Source organism: Pseudomonas sp. AM8, from assembly GCF_036346475.1.
Taxonomy (GTDB): Bacteria; Pseudomonadota; Gammaproteobacteria; order Pseudomonadales; family Pseudomonadaceae; genus Aquipseudomonas; species Aquipseudomonas marginalis.
In genome coordinates this window covers 1-18,348 of the sequence record NZ_JAOTNX010000023.1, presented here as the reverse complement: position 1 = coordinate 18,348, position 18,348 = coordinate 1, and the positions used below count along the sequence as shown (strand labels likewise).

Annotated in this window: 20 protein-coding genes and 1 pseudogene; 5 read left to right on the top strand and 16 right to left on the bottom strand. The window is 61.9% G+C overall.

Going from position 1 to position 18,348, the window contains the following annotated elements; translation table 11 throughout:
* Nucleotides 1–209: 209 nt before the first annotated feature.
* Complete coding sequence (locus V3W40_RS32960; RefSeq protein WP_330216431.1) at nucleotides 210–923, top strand: UTRA domain-containing protein; 714 nt, start codon at nucleotides 210–212, stop codon at nucleotides 921–923.
* 21 nt (nucleotides 924–944) lie between these two features.
* Here V3W40_RS32960 and V3W40_RS32955 read toward each other — a convergent pair.
* From V3W40_RS32955 to soxR, 10 genes and pseudogenes are all read right to left on the bottom strand, one after another.
* Nucleotides 945–1,853: pseudogene (locus V3W40_RS32955) on the bottom strand (metal ABC transporter solute-binding protein, Zn/Mn family); the annotation flags it as partial.
* Nucleotides 1,853–2,752, bottom strand: coding sequence for a metal ABC transporter permease (locus V3W40_RS32950; RefSeq protein ID WP_065947290.1), 900 nt, complete (start codon nucleotides 2,750–2,752; stop codon nucleotides 1,853–1,855). The pseudogene V3W40_RS32955 and the gene V3W40_RS32950, both read right to left, overlap by 1 nt.
* Nucleotides 2,749–3,495 carry a metal ABC transporter ATP-binding protein gene (locus V3W40_RS32945; protein ID WP_330216420.1) on the bottom strand — a complete coding sequence of 249 codons (747 nt, stop codon included), beginning with the start codon at nucleotides 3,493–3,495 and terminating at the stop codon, nucleotides 2,749–2,751. The genes V3W40_RS32950 and V3W40_RS32945 overlap by 4 nt, the downstream gene beginning before the upstream one ends.
* On the bottom strand, nucleotides 3,492–4,412 hold the full coding sequence (locus V3W40_RS32940) for a metal ABC transporter substrate-binding protein (protein WP_065924535.1): 921 nt from the start codon (nucleotides 4,410–4,412) through the stop codon (nucleotides 3,492–3,494). The genes V3W40_RS32945 and V3W40_RS32940 overlap by 4 nt, the downstream gene beginning before the upstream one ends.
* A gap of 19 nt (nucleotides 4,413–4,431) precedes the next feature.
* Nucleotides 4,432–4,992: a DUF6162 family protein gene (locus V3W40_RS32935; RefSeq protein ID WP_065924536.1), complete on the bottom strand. Its 561-nt coding sequence runs from the start codon at nucleotides 4,990–4,992 to the stop codon at nucleotides 4,432–4,434.
* On the bottom strand, nucleotides 4,989–5,312 hold the full coding sequence (locus V3W40_RS32930; RefSeq protein WP_065924537.1) for a hypothetical protein: 324 nt from the start codon (nucleotides 5,310–5,312) through the stop codon (nucleotides 4,989–4,991). Before V3W40_RS32930 ends, V3W40_RS32935 begins: the two co-directional genes overlap by 4 nt.
* A complete protein-coding gene (locus V3W40_RS32925; protein WP_027607126.1) occupies nucleotides 5,309–5,848 on the bottom strand; it encodes a hypothetical protein in 540 nt (179 codons plus the stop codon). The genes V3W40_RS32930 and V3W40_RS32925 overlap by 4 nt, the downstream gene beginning before the upstream one ends.
* A complete protein-coding gene (locus tag V3W40_RS32920) occupies nucleotides 5,845–7,047 on the bottom strand; it encodes a PepSY-associated TM helix domain-containing protein (protein WP_330216419.1) in 1,203 nt (400 codons plus the stop codon). Before V3W40_RS32920 ends, V3W40_RS32925 begins: the two co-directional genes overlap by 4 nt.
* A gap of 220 nt (nucleotides 7,048–7,267) precedes the next feature.
* A complete protein-coding gene (locus V3W40_RS32915; RefSeq protein WP_065924539.1) occupies nucleotides 7,268–7,726 on the bottom strand; it encodes a VOC family protein in 459 nt (152 codons plus the stop codon).
* A gap of 42 nt (nucleotides 7,727–7,768) precedes the next feature.
* Nucleotides 7,769–8,257, bottom strand: coding sequence for a redox-sensitive transcriptional activator SoxR (soxR, locus tag V3W40_RS32910; RefSeq protein ID WP_330216418.1), 489 nt, complete (start codon nucleotides 8,255–8,257; stop codon nucleotides 7,769–7,771).
* Between the two features lie 99 nt (nucleotides 8,258–8,356).
* On the opposite strand from soxR, the gene V3W40_RS32905 reads away from it, so the two are divergent.
* Complete coding sequence (locus V3W40_RS32905; protein WP_065924540.1) at nucleotides 8,357–8,722, top strand: antibiotic biosynthesis monooxygenase; 366 nt, start codon at nucleotides 8,357–8,359, stop codon at nucleotides 8,720–8,722.
* On the opposite strand, the gene V3W40_RS32900 is transcribed toward V3W40_RS32905, so the two are convergent.
* The 4 genes from V3W40_RS32900 to msuE are packed head-to-tail and all read right to left on the bottom strand — an operon-like array spanning nucleotide 8,711 to nucleotide 12,782.
* On the bottom strand, nucleotides 8,711–9,814 hold the full coding sequence (locus V3W40_RS32900) for a sigma-54 interaction domain-containing protein (RefSeq protein ID WP_065924541.1): 1,104 nt from the start codon (nucleotides 9,812–9,814) through the stop codon (nucleotides 8,711–8,713). The genes V3W40_RS32905 and V3W40_RS32900 overlap by 12 nt on opposite strands.
* A 12-nt stretch (nucleotides 9,815–9,826) precedes the next feature.
* On the bottom strand, nucleotides 9,827–11,014 hold the full coding sequence (locus V3W40_RS32895; RefSeq protein ID WP_065924542.1) for an acyl-CoA dehydrogenase family protein: 1,188 nt from the start codon (nucleotides 11,012–11,014) through the stop codon (nucleotides 9,827–9,829).
* 55 nt (nucleotides 11,015–11,069) lie between these two features.
* Nucleotides 11,070–12,209 carry an FMNH2-dependent alkanesulfonate monooxygenase gene (ssuD, locus tag V3W40_RS32890; RefSeq protein WP_027607133.1) on the bottom strand — a complete coding sequence of 380 codons (1,140 nt, stop codon included), beginning with the start codon at nucleotides 12,207–12,209 and terminating at the stop codon, nucleotides 11,070–11,072.
* 9 nt (nucleotides 12,210–12,218) lie between these two features.
* Nucleotides 12,219–12,782, bottom strand: coding sequence for an FMN reductase (gene msuE, locus V3W40_RS32885; protein WP_027607134.1), 564 nt, complete (start codon nucleotides 12,780–12,782; stop codon nucleotides 12,219–12,221).
* A gap of 396 nt (nucleotides 12,783–13,178) precedes the next feature.
* Here msuE and V3W40_RS32880 point away from each other — a divergent pair, with 396 nt between their 5' ends.
* From V3W40_RS32880 to V3W40_RS32870, 3 genes are all read left to right on the top strand, one after another.
* Nucleotides 13,179–13,448, top strand: a complete 270-nt coding sequence (locus tag V3W40_RS32880) for a hypothetical protein (protein ID WP_065924558.1) — start codon at nucleotides 13,179–13,181, stop codon at nucleotides 13,446–13,448.
* Nucleotides 13,449–13,682: 234 nt separating this feature from the next.
* Nucleotides 13,683–14,843, top strand: a complete 1,161-nt coding sequence (locus tag V3W40_RS32875; RefSeq protein WP_065924545.1) for a cysteine desulfurase family protein — start codon at nucleotides 13,683–13,685, stop codon at nucleotides 14,841–14,843.
* Between the two features lie 39 nt (nucleotides 14,844–14,882).
* Entirely contained in the window at nucleotides 14,883–16,691 is a 1,809-nt protein-coding gene (locus V3W40_RS32870; RefSeq protein ID WP_065947293.1) for an aminopeptidase P family protein, read from the top strand.
* Nucleotides 16,692–16,797: 106 nt separating this feature from the next.
* Here V3W40_RS32870 and V3W40_RS32865 read toward each other — a convergent pair whose 3' ends face one another.
* Both V3W40_RS32865 and rhtA read right to left on the bottom strand, forming a co-directional pair.
* Nucleotides 16,798–17,079: a hypothetical protein gene (locus tag V3W40_RS32865; RefSeq protein WP_027607138.1), complete on the bottom strand. Its 282-nt coding sequence runs from the start codon at nucleotides 17,077–17,079 to the stop codon at nucleotides 16,798–16,800.
* A gap of 164 nt (nucleotides 17,080–17,243) precedes the next feature.
* Nucleotides 17,244–18,131: a threonine/homoserine exporter RhtA gene (rhtA, locus tag V3W40_RS32860; protein ID WP_027607139.1), complete on the bottom strand. Its 888-nt coding sequence runs from the start codon at nucleotides 18,129–18,131 to the stop codon at nucleotides 17,244–17,246.
* Nucleotides 18,132–18,348: the final 217 nt, after the last annotated feature.

The window sequence follows — 18,348 nt, the reverse complement described above, 5'->3', positions numbered from 1 at the left end:
CTCGGCGCAGACTTAGCGTAGACCATGCTCAAATGCCCGCAGCGACTGGACTTGGCCGATGTATTGCAGGGTGTGGTGCAGGGACGGGGCAGGGACTGTCATCTGTCGGTCATCAGGAGTGCCTAGGCTGGCAAGCAGTCGTGCAAGCCCACTTATGCAGCGGTTTGTGCACCTGAACAGTGCTGGTCTAGTCCAGATAGGTAACGTTGATGCGTGATGAGGCAATCAAGGCGGTGACATCCATCGGGCTCGCGCTGCAAGAGCAGATCGACCACGGCCTGTTGCCGCCTGCAAGCAAGCTGCCCGCCGAGCGCAAGCTCAGCGAGTTGTTTGGTACCACTCGAATTACCGTGCGGGAAGCCTTGTTACAACTGGAGGCCCAAGGGCAGATTTATCGCGAGGAGCGCCGGGGCTGGTTCGTTTCGCCGCCACGCCTGGCCTACAACCTGATGCAGCGCAGCCACTTTCACGCCATGGTCAACGACCAGGGGCGGGTGGCATCCACCGAAGTGATCAGTGCGCGGCTGCAGCCGGCCTCGGCCGCGGTGTGTGCGTGGTTGCAGCTGCCGGCGTTGTCCAGGGTGATCCAGATTTGCCGGGGACGGCGGATTGACGGGCGGCTGGTGTTGTATGTGGAGCACTACCTGAACCCGCAGTATTTCCCGGGGATTCTTGAGTGCGACCTGAATCAGTCGATGACCGAGTTGTATGCGCGCAAGTACGACTTGCATTACGGGCGGGTGCGCTTCGAGATCGTGCCGACCTCTTTGCCGGGGGAAGCGGCGGCGGCATTGCGCGTGTCGGTGGGCAGCCCGGGCTTGCGGATCGCCCGGGTCAATTATGACCAGCACCAGCGCTTGATCGACTGCGATCTGGAATTCTGGCGGCATGATGCGATTCATGTCGGCGTCGATGTGGTGTGATCGGGGGGCTTCCTGTAGGAGCGTGATTGCCTTGATCACCTGGTCCACATTGATCTCCAGCTCCGATACCGGGTCCGCGCCGTCGACGTTCAACACCAGCAGCGTTGAACCGCCTGCCGTGATGGCGGCTTTCACTGCATCACTCGGCTGGCGATGATGCAGCACCACGGCCACGTCGTTGTCCTTCAGCTCGGCACTGAGCTTCTGTAACGCCTCAGGCGTCCAATCGGCGTCGGGCCGGGCATCGGTGCTGAGCAGTTCCAGATTCAAACTGCTGATCAGATAGGCAAAGTGATCGCTCAAACTGACCACGCTCAGGTTGTCCGCCTTGGCCAGTCGCGCCTCGCTGTCGGCGCTGAGCTTGAGCAGGCGTTGCTTGAGGGCGGCCAGGTTGGCGTCGATCTTCGCCTTGGCGCCCGGTGCCAGGCGGCTCAGGTCGGCGGCCAGGACATCGGCCATGCGCCCCAGGTTGTTGCTCGATTGCCACGGCTGGCTGTTCAAGCCATCGGCGACGCCAGGTTGCACGGCGATGCCCGGCAGGCCGCCATCCACCGGGCGTGCCGCATCGATTTCGACGATGCGGATATTGCTGCGCCGTGCCACGGGGTAGAGCGGGTCATCGGCCCACAGCGAGCGCACGCCGATGGCGGCGTCGGCGTCCTGGGCCAGGCTGTTCAGTGCCGGCGCGCCACGGCCGGTGAAGTACGACACCTGCCGCGAGCCCGGCAGGTTGGCCGGCGCGGCGCGCTCGAGCTGCACGTCGGTGCCCTTGAGCAGCACCTGCGCCAGGCCATAGGTGATCGGCAGCGAGGCCAGGACTTTGACCGGTTTGGCCGCGTGAGCAGCAGGTTTGCCCACGTCGGCCGCCATCAGCGGCGTGGTGATCAGGCAAGCGATGGCCAGGGCCAGAGGTTGAAGAACGGAGCGCATTATCCAAGGTTCCCTTTAAGGCTGGGCACGGTGCCCCGCGCGACGGCGGCAAGGGCGAAAGCGATACCGGCCATCAGGATGATCGCGGCACCGGAGGGGATGGGCAGGTCGAAGATGATCGGCAACAGGATCCCGCACAGGGTGCTGACGGTGGCGATCACCACCGAGATCCAGAAGAAGCCTTTGAGCGACTGGCTCAGCAGGCGTGCCGCTGCAGCCGGGATCACCAGCAGCGCGCCCACCAGGATGGCGCCGATGACCTTGACTGCCGCCACGGTGATCAGCGTCACCAGGATCACGAACAGGTAGTCCAGGGTCTTCACCGCCACACCACGCACCGCCGCCAATTGCGGGTTGAAGCTGGCGAGCATGATGCGGTTGTACAGCGGCAGCGCGAGGGCCATCACCAGGGCGCCGACAATCGCCAGTACCAGCAAATCGTTGCCGTTGACCGTCAGCACCGAGCCGAACAGCACGTTTTCGAGGATATGCACGTTGATCTTGCCCGCCAGGATCAGCAGCAGGCTGGCGCCCAATGCCAAGGACACCGACAGGAACACGCCGATCAAGGTATCCGGCGCCAGGCCGGTGCGGTTGCGCAAGTAGTTGAGCAGGATGCCGAACAACAGGCAGTAACCGAACAGGCTGCCATAGGGCCCGGTGTAGGGCTCACCCAGGAGGATGCCCACGGCCACGCCGGTCAGTGCGGCATGGCCGACCGCTTCGGAGAAAAACGCAAAGCGCTTGACCACCACCAGCGTGCCCAGGCCGCCCAGCACCGGGCCGATCAGCAGGCCGGCGAGCAGGGCGTTGACCACAAAACCATAGGCCAGTGCCTCCGGCAGGTAACCGGACGAGGCCCAGCCCTGGACTATCAGGCGAAACGCTTCATAACTCATGGCGCCGGGCTCCGAGGATGGGTAGAGAACAGGGTCAGCAGGCGCTCCGGGGTCAGCGCCTCTTTCGGCGTGGCGTCGAACAGCAGGCGGCGGTTCAGGCCGGTGACGCGGTCGGCCAGGCGGCCCACGGCTTCCAGGTCGTGCTCGATCCACAGCACGGTGATCCCGGCCAGGCGCCAGTCATTGAGCAAGCGTTCGAACACCTGGATACCGGCCTCATCGAGGGCCGACATCGGTTCATCCAGCACCAGCAACTGCGGCGCCGGGATCAGTCCCTGGGCCAACAACACCCGCTGGCGCTCACCGCCGGACAGCGCGCCCATGCGCCGCGTGCGTTTGTCCTGCATGCCGACCCGTTCCAGCGCCTCGCCAATCGCGGCGGCGTAATGTTTGGACAAGCCCAGAAATGCCGGGCGCCGCTGGCACATGGCAGCCATGAAATCATCCACGGTCATCGGCAAGCCACGGTCGAACTCCAGCGCCTGGGGCACATAGCCGATGGTGCCAGGTGTGCTCGGCCACTCCAGACTTAACCTGCCCTGATGCGGCGTTTGCCCGAGCAGGGTCTTGATCAGCGAGCTTTTGCCGCCGCCATTCGGGCCCACCAGCGCATGGATGCTGCCCGGCTGCACCTGGAAACTTACGCCGTCGAGGATCACGGTGCGGCCCAGGGTCAGGGACACCTTGTCGAAGTCGAGGGTCGGGCCGACGCTGGCGACCTTCAAGTGTTCCGCCGCCGTCATGCCCCTGACTCCTGAATCGCCCGCACCACGGTGTTGAGGTTGCCGGTCATTTCCACTTCGTATTTTTCAGCGCTGTATTCGCCGTAGGAAATATGCGACAGCGGGTACAGCTTGACCCCGGATTCGCGCTGGATGGTGTCGACATAAGTCGACGGGAAATCCATCTCCGAGAAGATCACCTTCACGTCCAGGGCGCGCAGTTCGTCGATGGTCTTCTTCAACTGGCTGGGGCTCGGCTCGATCCCGTGGGCCGGCTCGACCACGGCCGTGACTTCCAGGCCGAACTCGCGCAGCAGGTAATCGTAGGCCGCGTGCACTGTGGCGACGCGCAGGTCCGGATTGGGGGCGCCGGTCAACTTGGCCAGGGCATCGGCGCGCATCTGCCGCAGGCGTTTGCCGTAGGCGCGGGCGTTCTGGGTGTAGGTCTTGGCGTTGTCCGGGTCGAGCTTGCCCAGCTCGCGGGCGATGTTGTTGACCTGGGCAATCGATGCACTGATCGACAGGAAGGTGTGCGGGTTGACCACCTTGCCGGCACCGCGTGCGGCGTTGCCGGTGGCCGCCAGCAGCGGCACGTTGGCGTTGGCTTCGATCACCGGAATGTCCGGGCGCTCGCTGGTGGCGATCATGCGGTCGGCGAAATCGTCATGGCCGACGCCGTTGAGCACGATCACATCCAGGGTGCCGATGCGTTTGATGTCTTCGGCGCGTGGCTCGTAGGCGTGGGGGTTGAAGCCGGCCGGGATCAGTGGCACCACTTCGGCCTTGTCGCCGACGATATTGGCCACGTAGCTGTAATAAGGGTGCAGGGTGATGCCGATACGCAGGCGTTTGGCCGCTTCGGCATTCGCGAGGGGGGCGAGTATCAGGCTGAACAGGCCAACCAGAAACACGCGCAACAGGGGCGATGAAATAGACATGGGCAATCGGTCTTCTCGTTCAGTGACGGTGCTGGCGGGTGACGCCGGCGTCGAATTGCGCGACCACCTGCTGCCAGCCGGCTGCGATCAGCGCCTGGTCAGTGAGGTCGGAGGGGGCGGCCAGGTGTGTGCTGCGGTTGAGCCAGATATCCGGCTCGCTGCCCTGTACGCGCATCAGCAGTGAACCGCTGGTGGTCGGCGTCTGGCTCAGTCCCAAGTAGGCCGAGTTCCCCAACAACTGCCAGCGATGGTCGCCGCGGCTGACCGAACTGGCGTCCTGGGCAAAGGGCGCGAAGCCTTCTTCGGCCAGTTGCTCGGGGGTGGGCAGGGCGCTTTGCTCCTGCTGCAGCAAGTGGATTTCATCCAGCGTGACCCGCAGGTCGGCGTAGATGCCTTGTTCGGCGGCGCTCAGGTCGCGGCGGGCATCCAGTTGATGGCGGGGCAGCGCCGCGACTGCCTGGGTTTCACCATGCAGCGCCACCACCGTACCGGCCACCGCGAGGATGATCAGGCACAGCAGCAGCACGTAGAGGGTTTCGTGGCCGGCACCGGCGGGGCGAACAACCTGTGTCGTACTCATTGAGGCTGGATATCCGCTTGGTCGATTTCCACTACGTGACCGGGGCCTGCATCAAACAGCACGTAGAACTCGGCGGACGGCTTCTTGAAGGTCAGGGTGGAGTCCTGGCCGAGCTTGCCGGGCACCAGGATGGTTTCGTCATAGCCGATCACATCCAGGGTCACGCCGGGGGCACCGCTGCCGTCGGAGAAACCGCCTTTGCACTGGATCTGCTCGCCGGGGATTTCCTTGCATTCGCACATTGGGTTGTGGGCAAGGACGGTGGTACTGAAACCGGCGCACAGCAACAGCGCGGCGCGGGACAGGCGCTTGAACGTCATGGTTTGACTCCTTGCTTGTTCAGCCAGGCAATGGTGGCAGGCGAGGCCTGGCTCAGCGGGATGGAACCCTGGTGCATGGTGCCGTCCCAGCCTTCCATGGTGACCCACAGTTCGGCATCGACGGGGGTACGTTCCGGCACGGGCAGGCCCGCACCCATGCGGTACGGGGTGCCGAAGAAGATCACCCCGGCGGCACGCAGGCTGCGCGGCTTGCCGATGCGCAGGTAGGTGGCCTTGACCTGGTCGGCGCAGGTGGCGCAGAGGGCGGCGTTGAAGAACTTCATCGGGCCGGCCGGGTCGGGGCGCGGGCCTTCATTGCGGAATTCGGCCAGCGTGAGGCTCCAGGGTCCGACCTGTACGTCCCCGGCCACCCGCTCGCCGATGCCGGTGTCGCCGCGAAACAGCGCGGCATCGGCGAAGTACTTGGGCATGAAGCCCAGCGGTACCAGCAACAGCAGGACGTTGATGTGGAAACGCCATTTCAGCCAGAAGGCCCGCAACGGCGAAGGCGGGGTAGCGTTGGCGGACTTGCTCATGGCTTGGCCTCCGAGGTTTCAGCCTGCATGGCCGGAATGGGTGCCGGCGCACGTTGTGCCTTGGCTTCGCGCTTGAGAGCGTTGAGGGTGGCCAGGGCCGTGCGCTTGGTCCAGATCAACAGGCCGCTCAAGACCATCATGCTCAGCACCAGGCCGAAGAACGCCCAGATCAGCTTGATCCAGATGCCACCGAAGTCGCCGGTGTGCAGGGGGCGCATGGATTCGGTGACGAACTCCAGCTTGGTGCGGTCGGACAGCAGGTGCGACGAGGCGATTTCACCGTCATATGGGTTGATCTGAGCGGTCTGGAACATCAGCGGGTACCAGCCCCGCCCGCCGATTTGCAGGTGGCTGTAGGCATTGAGCGGCAGGCTCACGAAGCTCGCCTCCAGCCCCGGGATACGTTGGGTGGCGATCGCGATCGCCTCATCCACGGGAATCATCGGCGCAGGCACGCCGGGGGCTGAGGTTGGGACTTTTTCGCGGGCGATCACCGGGACGATGGGCTCGCTGGAGATGGAGATCTGGTTGTCACCCAGGATTGCCTGGATCAGGAACCAAGTGCCAGTGATGGAAATCACCGCAATAAACCAGATCGACCAGATACCGCTCAGGCGGTGGAAGTCGCCCCAGAAAATCCGCGCGCCGTGGCGGATACGCAGGGTCGGCTTGAAAAAGCCTTTCCAGAAGCGCTTGTACACCACCAGGCCGGTGACCAGTGAGGCCAGCAACGGCAAGCCGAGCAGCGACACCAGGTACCAGCCCCAGCTGAAGCCATTGGTAAACGGCACCAGCCACCAGCCGTGCAGGGCGCGGGTGAACTGACGGAAGTTGAACGACGGGCTGATGCCTTGGATCGCCCCGGTGTACGGGTTGACGTAGACCTCTACCGAGCGCCCGTCCGGGTAGCTGAGGTCGACACTCAGGGCAAAGTGCGATTCATCCGGACGACTGAGAGACTGCACGATGACCTGGGGTTCGGCCCGCTTGATGGCGCTGATCACCTGGTCGTAGCTCAGCGGCTCGGCATCATCCGACGGCTTGCTCGCACGGATGTCCGGATTGGCCAGCCACACGATTTCCTGGCTGACCACCGCCAGGGTGCCGGTGACGCAGACAATCAGTACAAAGAACCAGATGGGCAAGGCCAGCCAGCTATGGACGAGAAACCAGAGTTTTGAGCGTGACTTCTTCGACATGTGAAAGAGGGTCTTGATCAGGGGAGGGCGAGGGAGGCCCGGAAAAGGCCAGTCGTAGCTTTTGCTGACGCGACAGGCTGTATCTAAGTTAAGACGGATGAGAATGAGAAATCCCCAAGGTGGATATGAAAGAAAATGTTTCAGGTTCACATCCAGCGGGTTTTTACGGCGTGGGGGTATTCATGAAGTGGGGTAGGAGCCGGCGAACCGGCCCCGATGCTCAGCCTTGCTTGAACATTTCCATGGCGCGCTGACGGATCTGTTCTTCGCTGAGGTCTTCCTTGCGGGTGGCGAGGTACCAAAGGTGACCGTATGGATCCTTCACGCTGCCCGAACGGTCGCCATAGAACCGGTCCTCTGGTTCGGACACCACGCTGGCGCCCGCTGCGATGGCTTGTTTGAACTGTGCGTCTACGTCGTTCACGTACAGATGCAAGGCGACACTGGTGCTTTCAGTCGGATTGCTCAGGGACATCTGATCGCAGGGCGTGCCCAGCATGATCGCCGAATCACCAATGCGCAGCTCGGCATGGCCGACCCTGCCATCGGGCATGTCCAGGCGCATGATCTGGGTGGCGCCGAAGGCTTTTTTGTAAAACTCGATAGCCTCTGAGGCTTTGTCGATGCCCATATAGGGCGTGACACTGTGATAACCCTCGGGAATGGGTTTAACGCTCATTTCGTTCTCCTTGATTGTGGTTGTGGAGGCACGGCCTCTTCACTATAGGCCACGCCCATCAAGGGCTCCGAGGGCCCCGACGAGGGGGGGGCAGCCGGGCTCCAGCAATTGCGCCCCCGGCCCGCGCCCACCGAGCTGGTCATCCGGGTTGCGCAACGGGCACGCGTCCAGCGACAAGCATCCACACCCAATACAACCGGTGAGTTTGTCCCGCAGCAGCATCAGCTTATGGATGCGCTCATCGAGGTCTTCCCGCCACAGCGCGGACAACCGCTCCCAATCCTGAGCGTTGGGCGTGCGTCCTTCCGGCAACGTCTGCAACGCCTCGCCAATCGTTGCCAGTGGAATTCCCAGGCGCTGGGCGATCTTGATCACCACCACCCGGCGCAGTACATCCCGGGGATAGCGTCGTTGATTGCCGGCATTGCGATGACTCTTGATCAGCCCCTTGGTTTCGTAGAAGTGCAGGGCCGTAACAGCCACACCGCTGCGGGCTGCCAGTTGGCCGACGGTGAGCTCTTTGGTAACCATGAACACTCCAATTAAGCGCTTGACCTTGACTTAACTAGAGGTTTTACCCTGCGTGGTATCGAATCACAAGATTCTGCCTACAGAGAAAGGGGAGTGTTCATGCAGGTATCAGAGAAAAATCGCAGTTTCACTCAACTGATCGAGTTTCATATCGAACCCCAGCAACAAGTGGCGCTGGTGGCGGCCTTGTCCACCCAAAGTGAACGCCTGGCCCAGGGCCATGGCGGCTTTATCAACGCGAGTGTACAGGTCAGCGAAGACGGGCGGCGTGTGCTCAATTACCTGCAATGGCGCTCCCGCGAGGACGGCGAAGCGGCGTTCCAATGCTTTGAGCACGGCGAGGAAGATTTCTGGACGCTGATTCGCGCCCACCAGGCCACGGCCGTGACCTTCGGTTCGTTCCAGGTACTGCGCAGTTTCGAGCGCAGCCATGACAACGCGTTGCACTGTCGCCTAAATGGATAGGTGCAGCATGCGCTCGCCCTGCACGTTTTCCCCCGGCCGGCGCTTGTTCACCGCCAACTCGCCGATCTTGATCAGGCGCGTGCGCGTGACGTTGCGGCTCAGGCCCAGCAAGTTGGCGGTGTGCACCTGGTTGTAATGGCTGAAGCGGTAGGCGGCGCGCAATAGCGCGTCTTCGACCTTTTCGTGCAGGGCGCCGGCCTGTTCTTCGAAGAGCTTTTGAAACGCGCGCTCCAGCAAGGCCTCGGCGCTGTTGTCGGTGCCGTGCTGACTGTCGTCCTGGCGCTCGATGCGCATGTTCGACAGGCGCAGGTCGTCGCGTTCGATCACGCCGTTACGGCAGATCAGCAGGGTGTGGTGAATCACGTTTTCCAGCTCGCGGATGTTGCCCGGCCAGCTGTAGCTCTTTAGCTTGTGTTCGGCCTCGCGGCTGATGGTGATCGGGCCGTAGCCCAGGCGCTGGCTGTAGGCTTCGATAAAATGCCGGGTCAGCGGCAGGATATCGCCGGGGCGCTCGCGCAGGGGGCTGAGCTCGAGGCTGACGACGTCGAGGCGGTAGTAGAGGTCTTCGCGGAAATGCCCGGCGTTGATGGCCTTTTCCAGTTGCACGTTGGTCGCAGCCAGTACCCGCACATCGATCGGAATGCTCTTGCGCGAGCCCAGGCGCACCACTTCGCGCTCCTGTAGGACGCGCAGCAGCTTGACCTGGATGGGCATCGGCAAATCGCCGATTTCATCGAGGAACAAGGTGCCACCATCGGCCTCTTCGAACCAGCCGGCCTTGGCGCTGAGGGCGCCGGTAAACGCGCCTTTTTCATGGCCGAACAGCTCGGCTTCCACCAGGGACTCGGAGAACGCGCCGCAGTTAACCGCCACGAACGGCCGGTTGCGCCGCGCGCTGAGGTTGTGGATGTGGCGCGCCACCAGCTCTTTACCGGTACCGGTCTCGCCGATGATCAGCACGCTGGCTTCGCTGGGCGCCACTTGCTGGATATGGTCGAGCAGCGCCCTGGATTTCGGGTCTTCGAAGACCTGGGCCGTGGCGCGGATCGACGTCGCAAGGGCGGGCGAGGGCGGTAAGGTTAGAAGCTGCATGGGCACCTCTTTTTATGAGTAAAACGTCGGAATCGGCAGGGATTGGTTCAACGCCCAGTCCCCCAGTTCGTGGAGCTTGTAATCCACCGGGTCGTGCAGGGTTTGTGTGCGCAGGTTGCGCCAATGACGATCCAGGCGCAGGGATGCGTGGGTGGAGCGCGCGCCGGTGACTTCAAACAGGCGGCTGCACAGGTCCAGGCCTTGGCGGGTGGCGGCGACCTTGGCGGTCGCAATGGCAATCGCCAGTTGACCGCGTTCGTTTTCGCTGAGGTTGGGGCCTTTTGCCCATGCCTGGTCGAGCAGCTCGGCAGCGCGTTCCACCAACAGGCGCACACCCTCCAGGGCCACCCAGAATTCGCCGTAGTGATGCAGTACGTAAGGGTCCTGGCGCACGTCTTCGGTTGAAGACTTGTGCCAGGAACGGGTCTCGGTGAGCGTGTAGTTGCGCGCTTCTTCGAAGGCACCTTCGGCGATGCCGAGGAACATATGGGTGAAGGTCAACTGGGCGATCAGCGGGCGCAGGCAGGCAAAAGGCGTGCTCAGCGGGCCCGGGTCGAGCAGCAATTCCGACTCCTCGACGCGCACCCGTTCGAAGCTGGCGCTGCCGCTGTCGGTCTGGCGCTGGCCGATATTGTTCCAGTCGTTGTGCAGGGTGATGCCGCTGCGCCCGCTGGGGATGGCGGCGATCAGCAGCTTGCCGCCGGCGCTTTCATCCACCGCCGAGGCAATCAGCATTTCCGAGTCGCTGGCGCCGGAGCAGAAGCTCTTTTTGCCGGAGAACTCGCGCCAGCCGCCGAAGTCCTTGACCACGGTGCGTGTGTCCAATGGGTTGAGGGCGTTGCCCCAGAACCAGTTTTTGCGCGCGGTCTGTTCGAACCAGGGTTGCCATTGGTCCGGCCGCGAGAACAGGCGCACGGTGGCGAGCATCAGGTGGTGGAAGCCGAAGACGTGGGCAATGGAGCTGTCGACCTTGGCGAACTCGCGCACGATGGCCAGGGTGTCACTCCAGCGGGCGCCGAGGCCGCCGTATTGGGTGGGAATGCTCAGGGCCAGCAGGCCGCTTTGGCGCAGGGCGTCACGTTCGGTCTTGGGGGTGCCACCGCGCTCGTCGCGTTCGACGGCGGTGAGGGCGAATTCGGCGGCCAGCAGTCTGGCGGTCTGCAACGGTGATGGCAGGACGCTGTGGGGTTTGGCTGTCACGGGGTTTCCTCTTTATAAGCGGGAACGACCAATGCCGCTCCCGCCGCTGCGCCGATCAGGCCTTGGCTGGCAGAACATCGTTGGCAATCATTTCGCCGAACGGGCCAGTGAGGTTGGTGATGCCGCGTCCGGCCAGGCTGGCATAGGGTTCCGGCAGCAGCGGGAACACCAGCTCGGCAAAGCGATAGGCTTCTTCCAGGTGCGGGTAGCCGGAGAAGATGAAGCTTTCGATGCCCAGGTCGGCGTATTCCTTGATGCGCTCGGCTACTTGCCGGGGGTTGCCCACCAGCGCGGTACCGGCACCGCCGCGTACCAGGCCGACACCGGCCCACAGGTTGGGGGCGATTTCCAGGTTGTCGCGGCGCCCGTCATGCAGGGCGGCCATGCGGCGCTGGCCTTCGGAGTCGAAGCGCGAGAAGGATTTTTGCGCGGCGGCAATGGTTTCGTCGCTGATGTGCTCGATCAGTTTGTCGGCGGCTTTCCACGCGTCCTCTTCGGTCTCGCGCACGATCACGTGCAGACGAATGCCGAACTTCACCGTACGCCCGTGGCGGGCTGCGCGCTCACGTACATCTGCGAGTTTTTCGGCGACGGCGGCGGGCGGTTCGCCCCAGGTCAGGTACACATCCACCTGTTCGGCGGCGAGGTCGTGGGCGGCATCCGAGGAACCGCCGAAATATAACGGTGGATAAGGCTTTTGCACCGGTGGGTAAAGCGCCTTGGCGTTCTGCACTCGCAGATGTTTGCCTTCGAAGTCCACTGATTCGCCCTGCAATACCCGGCGCCAAATTTGCAGGAATTCGTCGGAGACTTCGTAGCGTTCGCTGTGGTCGAGGAAGCTGCCGTCGCCGCGGTTCTCGTCGGGATCACCGCCGGTGACCACATTGATCAGCAGGCGACCGTTGGACAGGCGATCCAGGGTCGCCGCCATACGCGCAGAAACGGTCGGCGAGATGATACCCGGGCGAATCGCCACCAGATAACGCAGGCGCTCGGTCAGCGGCACCAGTGCCGAGGCGATGACCCAGGAGTCTTCGCACGAGCGGCCGGTAGGAATCAACACGCCGTGGTAACCCAGGCTGTCAGCCGCCTGCGCGACTTGCTTCAGATAATTGAGGGTGACCGGCCGTGCACCTTGGGTGGTGCCCAGGTAATGACCGTCGCCATGTGTTGGCAGAAACCAGAAAACATCCATGACCAATCCTTAAGCGATTTTCAGCAGAGAGGGGGAGTGCGCTGCAAACAACGGCGCTGCGCGTTCTGCCGCAAGGCGTATACGGCCCTTCAAGGGCTCACTGGTTATTTGGTAATCGGTGAAGTCGGCCTCGGTGGCGTACACCCCGATCGGCAGGGTCAGGGCCTGGAAGAAGCTGAACAGCGGACGCAGTTGGTGATCGAGAACCAGCGCGTGGCGCTCGCTGCCGCCGGTGGCTGCGAGTAATACCGGTGTGTCGATCAGGGCGTTGAGGCCAACCAGGTCAAACAGATGCTTGAGCAGGCCAGGGTAGGAACCGCGATAGACCGGTGCGGCGACGATCAGCAGGTCGGCCTGTTCGATGGCCACCAGTTGGGCTTCGACCTCGGCGGGCAACTCATCCCGTGACAGCGCACCACCGAGTGGCCGGGCAATGTCGCCCAGCTCGATCAGGGTGGTCTGGATCGGCAGCAAGGTCGCCAATTCAGCCAGTACGGCTTGGGTCAGCACGAGGGTGCGGGACGGGCGCCAGGTTCCGCCGGAGAGGGCAACGACATTCAGGGGACGGGTCATGAACAGTTCCTTTATCAACAGTGGTTCATAGCAGGTGGAGTGCAACCTGTTGAGCAAGAGCTGTACCAACGGGTGCAGGCCTTGATTGGCGTGGGTTGCAGGTTCACTGCTGAAAAATGCTGCTGTTGTCTGACTGGTGATTTGTTGAATGGCTGTTGCCTGGCAAACAGTTGCGTGGCGAACAGCGCAGGTTCTGTGCAAGTCATTTATAGAGGGATACAGTTATTCCGTAAATGAACGTATTTCCATATTTATAGACCATAAAGAAATATAGCGTTTCCTATCGAGGGTGCCTTGGTGGTCGATAGCGACTATCACGGACGGTGATTTTTCACTGCGCAACGGCGGGAGTAGCCTGTGTTCATTGACTTGAAACCTTCTTTGCAGGGCTACCCCATGAACCGATTTCTCGCTGTTTGCTTAGTGATTGTCAGCGCCGTACTCGCCGGCTGTGCGAGCCATCCATCGCCAGAATTGCGTCCCTACACGGCCGAAGAGAGCAAGCAACTGGCCCTGGAAGCGCTGAGCCGTCGTGGCTTGTCGTTTGATGAATATCAACAGCAGCGCGCCGCACTGACCGGCCAGCCACAGAAGCCCTTCGGATTTGATCGCCAGGGCGAAATGAACGCCGAGCGCAACGTGGTTTTGCATGGTCGTCCCAGTTGAGTCGGCACTGCACAGCAAAAAGCCCGAGGCTTCCCTTGAAGGAACCTCGGGCTTTTTGTTTGCCATGGCACGACTTCAGCCTGTTAAGCTGAATTTCAGGAGCGTTCCTACGCACATTTACTTAAAGTTGTCCTTCTTTAATGGCATTCGATCCGGTAAACCTGACGACCTCTGTTCCGGCCGATGCCCCTGAGACGCTGCTCTCGGGAACCTGCTCTGCGAGTCTTGACTGTCATGAATAAACGTCCGCTGTATTTCGACTACGCCGCTACCACCCCGGTGGACGAACGCGTCATCCAGGTGATGGTCGAATGTCTTGGCTTCAATGCCAATTTCGGTAACCCCGCGTCCAGTTCCCATGCGTTCGGCCAAGCGGCCCGGCAAACGGTTGAACAGGCGCGTCGCCAGGTGGCCGAGCTGGTCGGCGCACAACCTGAGCAGATCGTCTGGACCTCCGGTGCTACTGAGTCCAACAACCTCGCGATCAAGGGCGTTGCCCAGGCGCGTGGCGTGGCGGGCGGGCATATCATCACCAGCCAGATTGAACACAAGGCCACGCTGGACACCGCGCGGCAGCTTCAGGAAGCCGGTGTGGCCGTGACTTACCTGGTGCCGGACGCCGACGGATTGATCAGCGCCGAGGCCGTCAGCGAAGCATTGCGTGAGGACACCTTTCTGGTATCGCTGATGCTGGTGAATAACGAACTGGGCACCCTCAATGACATCCCCGCCATCGGCGCACGTGTGCGTGAGCATGGCGCGTTGTTGCATGTCGACGCGGCGCAGGGCGCGGGCAAGGTGGCGATCGACCTGGCGCAGTGGCCGGTGGATTTGATGTCGTTTTCCGCGCACAAGCTGTATGGCCCCAAGGGTATTGGCGCGCTGTATGTCGGACCCCGGGCGCAACAGAAAGTGTCGGCACAGATTCACGGCGGCGGTCACGAGGGTGGCTTGCGCTCCGGTACCCTGGCCACCCATCAGATTGCAGGCATGGGCGCGGCGTTCGCCCTGGCGGCGGCGTCTTTTGCGCAGGAGAAGGCTGTCATTATGACCTTGCGTCAGCGCCTGCTGGAGCAGTTGGATACGCTCGGTGGCGTGCGCCTCAATGGCAGCCCTGCGCAGCGCATTCCTCACACCCTCAGCCTTACGTTCAGCGAAGGTGAATTCAACGCTGCTGCGTTGAGCGCGGGCATCGCCTTTTCGGCGACCTCGGCGTGCAACTCCGCCAGCAATGCGCCTTCCCACGTGCTGCTTGCGTTGGGCCTTGACGCACGTTCTGCCGGCCGCACCATACGTTTGAGCCTGGGCCGGTTTACCACCGAGCAGGACATCGACCAGGCCGTGCAATTGATCAAGGCCGCACTGGCCAGCGCACCGGCGTTCTGGGCCGTCTGATTTTCACATAACAATTATTAGTGGTTAGCAGGAGACACAATGAGTACGCAGCCCTTGACCCATGGAACGGTTCCCCAGCGCCTGGCGCATACCCGCGAACTGATGCGCCGCGAGGGCATTCACGCCCTGCTGGTGCCGTCGGCTGATCCGCATTTGTCCGAATACCTGCCGGGTTACTGGCAGGGGCGCCAATGGTTGTCGGGGTTCCATGGTTCGGTAGGCACGCTGATTGTCACTGCGGATTTCGCCGGTGTCTGGGCCGATAGCCGTTACTGGGAACAGGCGACCAAGGAGCTCAAGGGCAGTGGCATTGAGTTGGTCAAGCTGCAACCGGGTCAGCCCGGGCCGCTGGAGTGGCTGGCCGAGCAGACGCCGGAAGGCGGTGTGGTGGCGGTGGACGGTGCGGTGATGGCTGTCGCGTCGGCGCGCACCTTGGGCGCCAGGCTGGCAGAGCGCGGCGCGCGCCTGCGGACCGATATCGACGTACTCGATGCAGTTTGGAAAGACCGTCCGAGCCTGCCGAGCCAGCCGATCTATCCGCATCTGCCACCGCAAGCGACCGTGAGCCGTGGCGATAAACTTGCCGCACTGCGCGCGAGTTTGAAAGAGAAGGGCGCCGACTGGCACTTCATCGCCACCCTGGATGACATCGCCTGGCTGTTCAACCTGCGCGGTGGCGATGTTTCGTTTAATCCGGTGTTTGTTTCGTTTGCGTTGATCAATCAACAACAGGCCACGTTGTTTGTGGCGCTGAGTAAAGTCGACGCTGACCTGCGTGCGGTGCTTGCGCAGGATGGTGTGACGTTGCGCGACTACAGCGACGTGGCGGATGCACTGCGTGCGGTGCCATCGGGCGCCAGCATGCAGGTTGACCCGGCCCGCGTTACTGCCGGTCTGCTGGAAAACCTGGATGCCGGCGTCAAGCTGATCGAAGGGCTGAACCCGACCACGCTGGCCAAATCCCGCAAGAGCCTGGCGGACGCGGAGCACATCCGCCGCGCCATGGAACAGGACGGCGCGGCGCTGTGTGAATTCTTCGCCTGGCTGGACAGTGCGCTCGGTCGTGAACGCATCACTGAATTGACCATCGATGAACACCTGACGGCTGCGCGCACCCGTCGCCCCGATTATGTGTCGCTGAGTTTCAATACCATCGCGGCATTCAATGCCAACGGGGCCATGCCGCATTACCACGCTACCGAAGAAGAACATGCGGTGATCGAAGGCGATGGCTTGCTGCTGATCGATTCGGGTGGCCAGTATTTGGGCGGCACTACGGATATCACGCGGATGGTGCCTATCGGTACGCCGAGTGACGAACAGAAACGTGACTGCACCCGTGTGCTGAAGGGCGTGATTGCCCTGTCCCGTGCGCATTTCCCCAAGGGGATTTTGTCGCCGCTGCTGGATTCCATTGCCCGCGCGCCGATCTGGGCTGAAGGCGTGGACTACGGCCACGGTACCGGGCACGGCGTAGGTTATTTCCTCAATGTGCATGAGGGCCCACAAGTGATTGCCTACCAGGCCGCCACTGCGCCGCAAACCGCGATGCAGCCAGGGATGATCACCTCCATCGAGCCGGGCACCTACCGCCCTGGCCGCTGGGGTGTGCGTATCGAGAACCTGGTATTGAACCGCGAGGCAGGCAAGACCGAGTTTGGTGAGTTCCTCTCGTTTGAAACCCTGACCTTGTGCCCGATCGACACCCGTTGCCTGGAGCCGTCGCTGCTCACCGCGGATGAGCGCGAGTGGTTCAATGCGTACCACGCCGAGGTGCGTGAACGCCTGAGCCCGCTGCTCAGCGGTGCTGCGTTGGCGTGGTTGCATGTGCGCACGACGGCTATTTGACCGGGTGCAAAATCAGGAGCTGCAATAATTCAGTTGCAGCGCCGCGAAGGGGCGGCGTTGTATCAGGCATGTGTATGAGCAGTCGCTGGTGACTGCTCGGAGCAGATCACTTGCAGATGACGATCATACTGCGGCTGGTATAGCCGGCAGGGTTTAGGCCGAAGGGGTAATCCCCTGGCTCCTCGGAATTGTCACCGGACTTGGCGATAACCCGGTAGCCCTTGGCGCCACAAGAGTTGGTTGCACTGGTGTAGCACTGGTCCCAGGAAGAAGACAGGCCGGAGCAGTTGATATGCAGCCCTTTTTTGCCGCGTTTTACTTCTGTCTTGGTAGTCGCGGCACAGCCAGCAATAGCCACGACCATTAACAGTATCAAAATTCGCTTCATTCCTATCCTTAATAGCCACTTCATAATGCTTGAAGCCGGCTCTGCTCGCTCTCGAGTGTAGCGTTCGTGCTGTCCTTGTCGAAAAACTCCATGAATGACATTCGTTTGCAGTTTAAACATGGCCTAAATACGCAGCAAATACCAGAGCAACTTTCACTGATGATTCAATCCGCCGGAACCAGCGGCTTGGAGTCATTGCGCATCGTCAGTGTCGCGCCTACCGAGGCCATGATAATGCAACTTATGGCCAGCCATTGCGGTAGGGATAGGTGCTCCTGCAGGAAGAAAAGTCCTGAGAGTGCGCCGAAAGCAGGCTCAATGCTCATCAGTGTTCCGAAGGTGCGGGCGGGGAGGCGCGTCAGCGCTACCATCTCCAGGGTGTAGGGAAGTGCCGTTGACAGGATCGCGACACCGATGGCGACCGGAATCAATGCCGGGGTCAGTAAGGCGGTGCCGGCATGGACGATACCGATGGGCGCCACAAACAGGGCAGCGATCATTACGCCGAGGGCGGCGGTCTGGACGCCGTTGTCGTTGCCTGCTTTCTGTCCGAACAGAATGTAGAGTGCCCAGCAAGCCCCCGCCCCCAAAGCATAGGTCGCGCCGACCAGGTCGATTCCGCTGCTGGCTTCCCCCATGGGAATCAACAGGAGCAGGCCGATGATCGCCAGTGCTATCCACAGGAAGTCTACCGCTCGGCGCGACGCGTAGATCGCGACGGCGAGCGGTCCGGTGAATTCCAGGGCTACGGCAATGCCCAAGGGAACGCTGCGCAAGGACATATAGAAGAGGAAATTCATGCCGCCCAAGGCCATGCCGTAAACGACCACGGTGCGCAGGGATTTTGCGGTCAGCCTGGCGCGCCATGGTCGGAGGATAAGCAACATGATTACGCTGGCGAAGATCAGGCGCAGGGTTGTGGTGCCCTGGGCGCCGACAATCGGGAACATGCTCTTGGCCAGTGAGGCTCCGGACTGGATGGAGGCCATGGCGATCAACAGCAGGCCGACAGGAAACAATGCCGAGGCCAAGCTGCGGGGGGAGGTGGTCATTGGGGCGTTCGTCCGAGGTCATAGTCGAGAATCAGGGGCCACTATGATGCTTAATCGTTCGGCTTTGAGCAATATATTGCTCAATTCGACAGCGAGACCTTCTCTATATAGAGGGATTTGAAGGTTGGCAGGCACTTTGATAGAAAAACCAAATTAAGTGTTGACGGCAGATCCTGGAAGTCTATAATTCGCCCCACTTCCGGCGCAGTCGAAACGT

Bases quoted from the DNA above. Each gene is read 5' to 3' on its own strand.
- V3W40_RS32960 (WP_330216431.1), top strand. From the start codon at position 210: ATGCGTGATGAGGCAATCAAGGCGGTGACATCCATCGGGCTCGCGCTG.
- V3W40_RS32950 (WP_065947290.1), bottom strand. From the start codon at position 2,752: ATGAGTTATGAAGCGTTTCGCCTGATAGTCCAGGGCTGGGCCTCGTCC.
- V3W40_RS32945 (WP_330216420.1), bottom strand. From the start codon at position 3,495: ATGACGGCGGCGGAACACTTGAAGGTCGCCAGCGTCGGCCCGACCCTC.
- V3W40_RS32940 (WP_065924535.1), bottom strand. From the start codon at position 4,412: ATGTCTATTTCATCGCCCCTGTTGCGCGTGTTTCTGGTTGGCCTGTTC.
- V3W40_RS32935 (WP_065924536.1), bottom strand. From the start codon at position 4,992: ATGAGTACGACACAGGTTGTTCGCCCCGCCGGTGCCGGCCACGAAACC.
- V3W40_RS32930 (WP_065924537.1), bottom strand. From the start codon at position 5,312: ATGACGTTCAAGCGCCTGTCCCGCGCCGCGCTGTTGCTGTGCGCCGGT.
- V3W40_RS32925 (WP_027607126.1), bottom strand. From the start codon at position 5,848: ATGAGCAAGTCCGCCAACGCTACCCCGCCTTCGCCGTTGCGGGCCTTC.
- V3W40_RS32920 (WP_330216419.1), bottom strand. From the start codon at position 7,047: ATGTCGAAGAAGTCACGCTCAAAACTCTGGTTTCTCGTCCATAGCTGG.
- V3W40_RS32915 (WP_065924539.1), bottom strand. From the start codon at position 7,726: ATGAGCGTTAAACCCATTCCCGAGGGTTATCACAGTGTCACGCCCTAT.
- soxR (WP_330216418.1), bottom strand. From the start codon at position 8,257: ATGGTTACCAAAGAGCTCACCGTCGGCCAACTGGCAGCCCGCAGCGGT.
- V3W40_RS32905 (WP_065924540.1), top strand. From the start codon at position 8,357: ATGCAGGTATCAGAGAAAAATCGCAGTTTCACTCAACTGATCGAGTTT.
- V3W40_RS32900 (WP_065924541.1), bottom strand. From the start codon at position 9,814: ATGCAGCTTCTAACCTTACCGCCCTCGCCCGCCCTTGCGACGTCGATC.
- ssuD (WP_027607133.1), bottom strand. From the start codon at position 12,209: ATGGATGTTTTCTGGTTTCTGCCAACACATGGCGACGGTCATTACCTG.
- msuE (WP_027607134.1), bottom strand. From the start codon at position 12,782: ATGACCCGTCCCCTGAATGTCGTTGCCCTCTCCGGCGGAACCTGGCGC.
- V3W40_RS32880 (WP_065924558.1), top strand. From the start codon at position 13,179: ATGAACCGATTTCTCGCTGTTTGCTTAGTGATTGTCAGCGCCGTACTC.
- V3W40_RS32875 (WP_065924545.1), top strand. From the start codon at position 13,683: ATGAATAAACGTCCGCTGTATTTCGACTACGCCGCTACCACCCCGGTG.
- V3W40_RS32870 (WP_065947293.1), top strand. From the start codon at position 14,883: ATGAGTACGCAGCCCTTGACCCATGGAACGGTTCCCCAGCGCCTGGCG.
- V3W40_RS32865 (WP_027607138.1), bottom strand. From the start codon at position 17,079: ATGAAGCGAATTTTGATACTGTTAATGGTCGTGGCTATTGCTGGCTGT.
- rhtA (WP_027607139.1), bottom strand. From the start codon at position 18,131: ATGACCACCTCCCCCCGCAGCTTGGCCTCGGCATTGTTTCCTGTCGGC.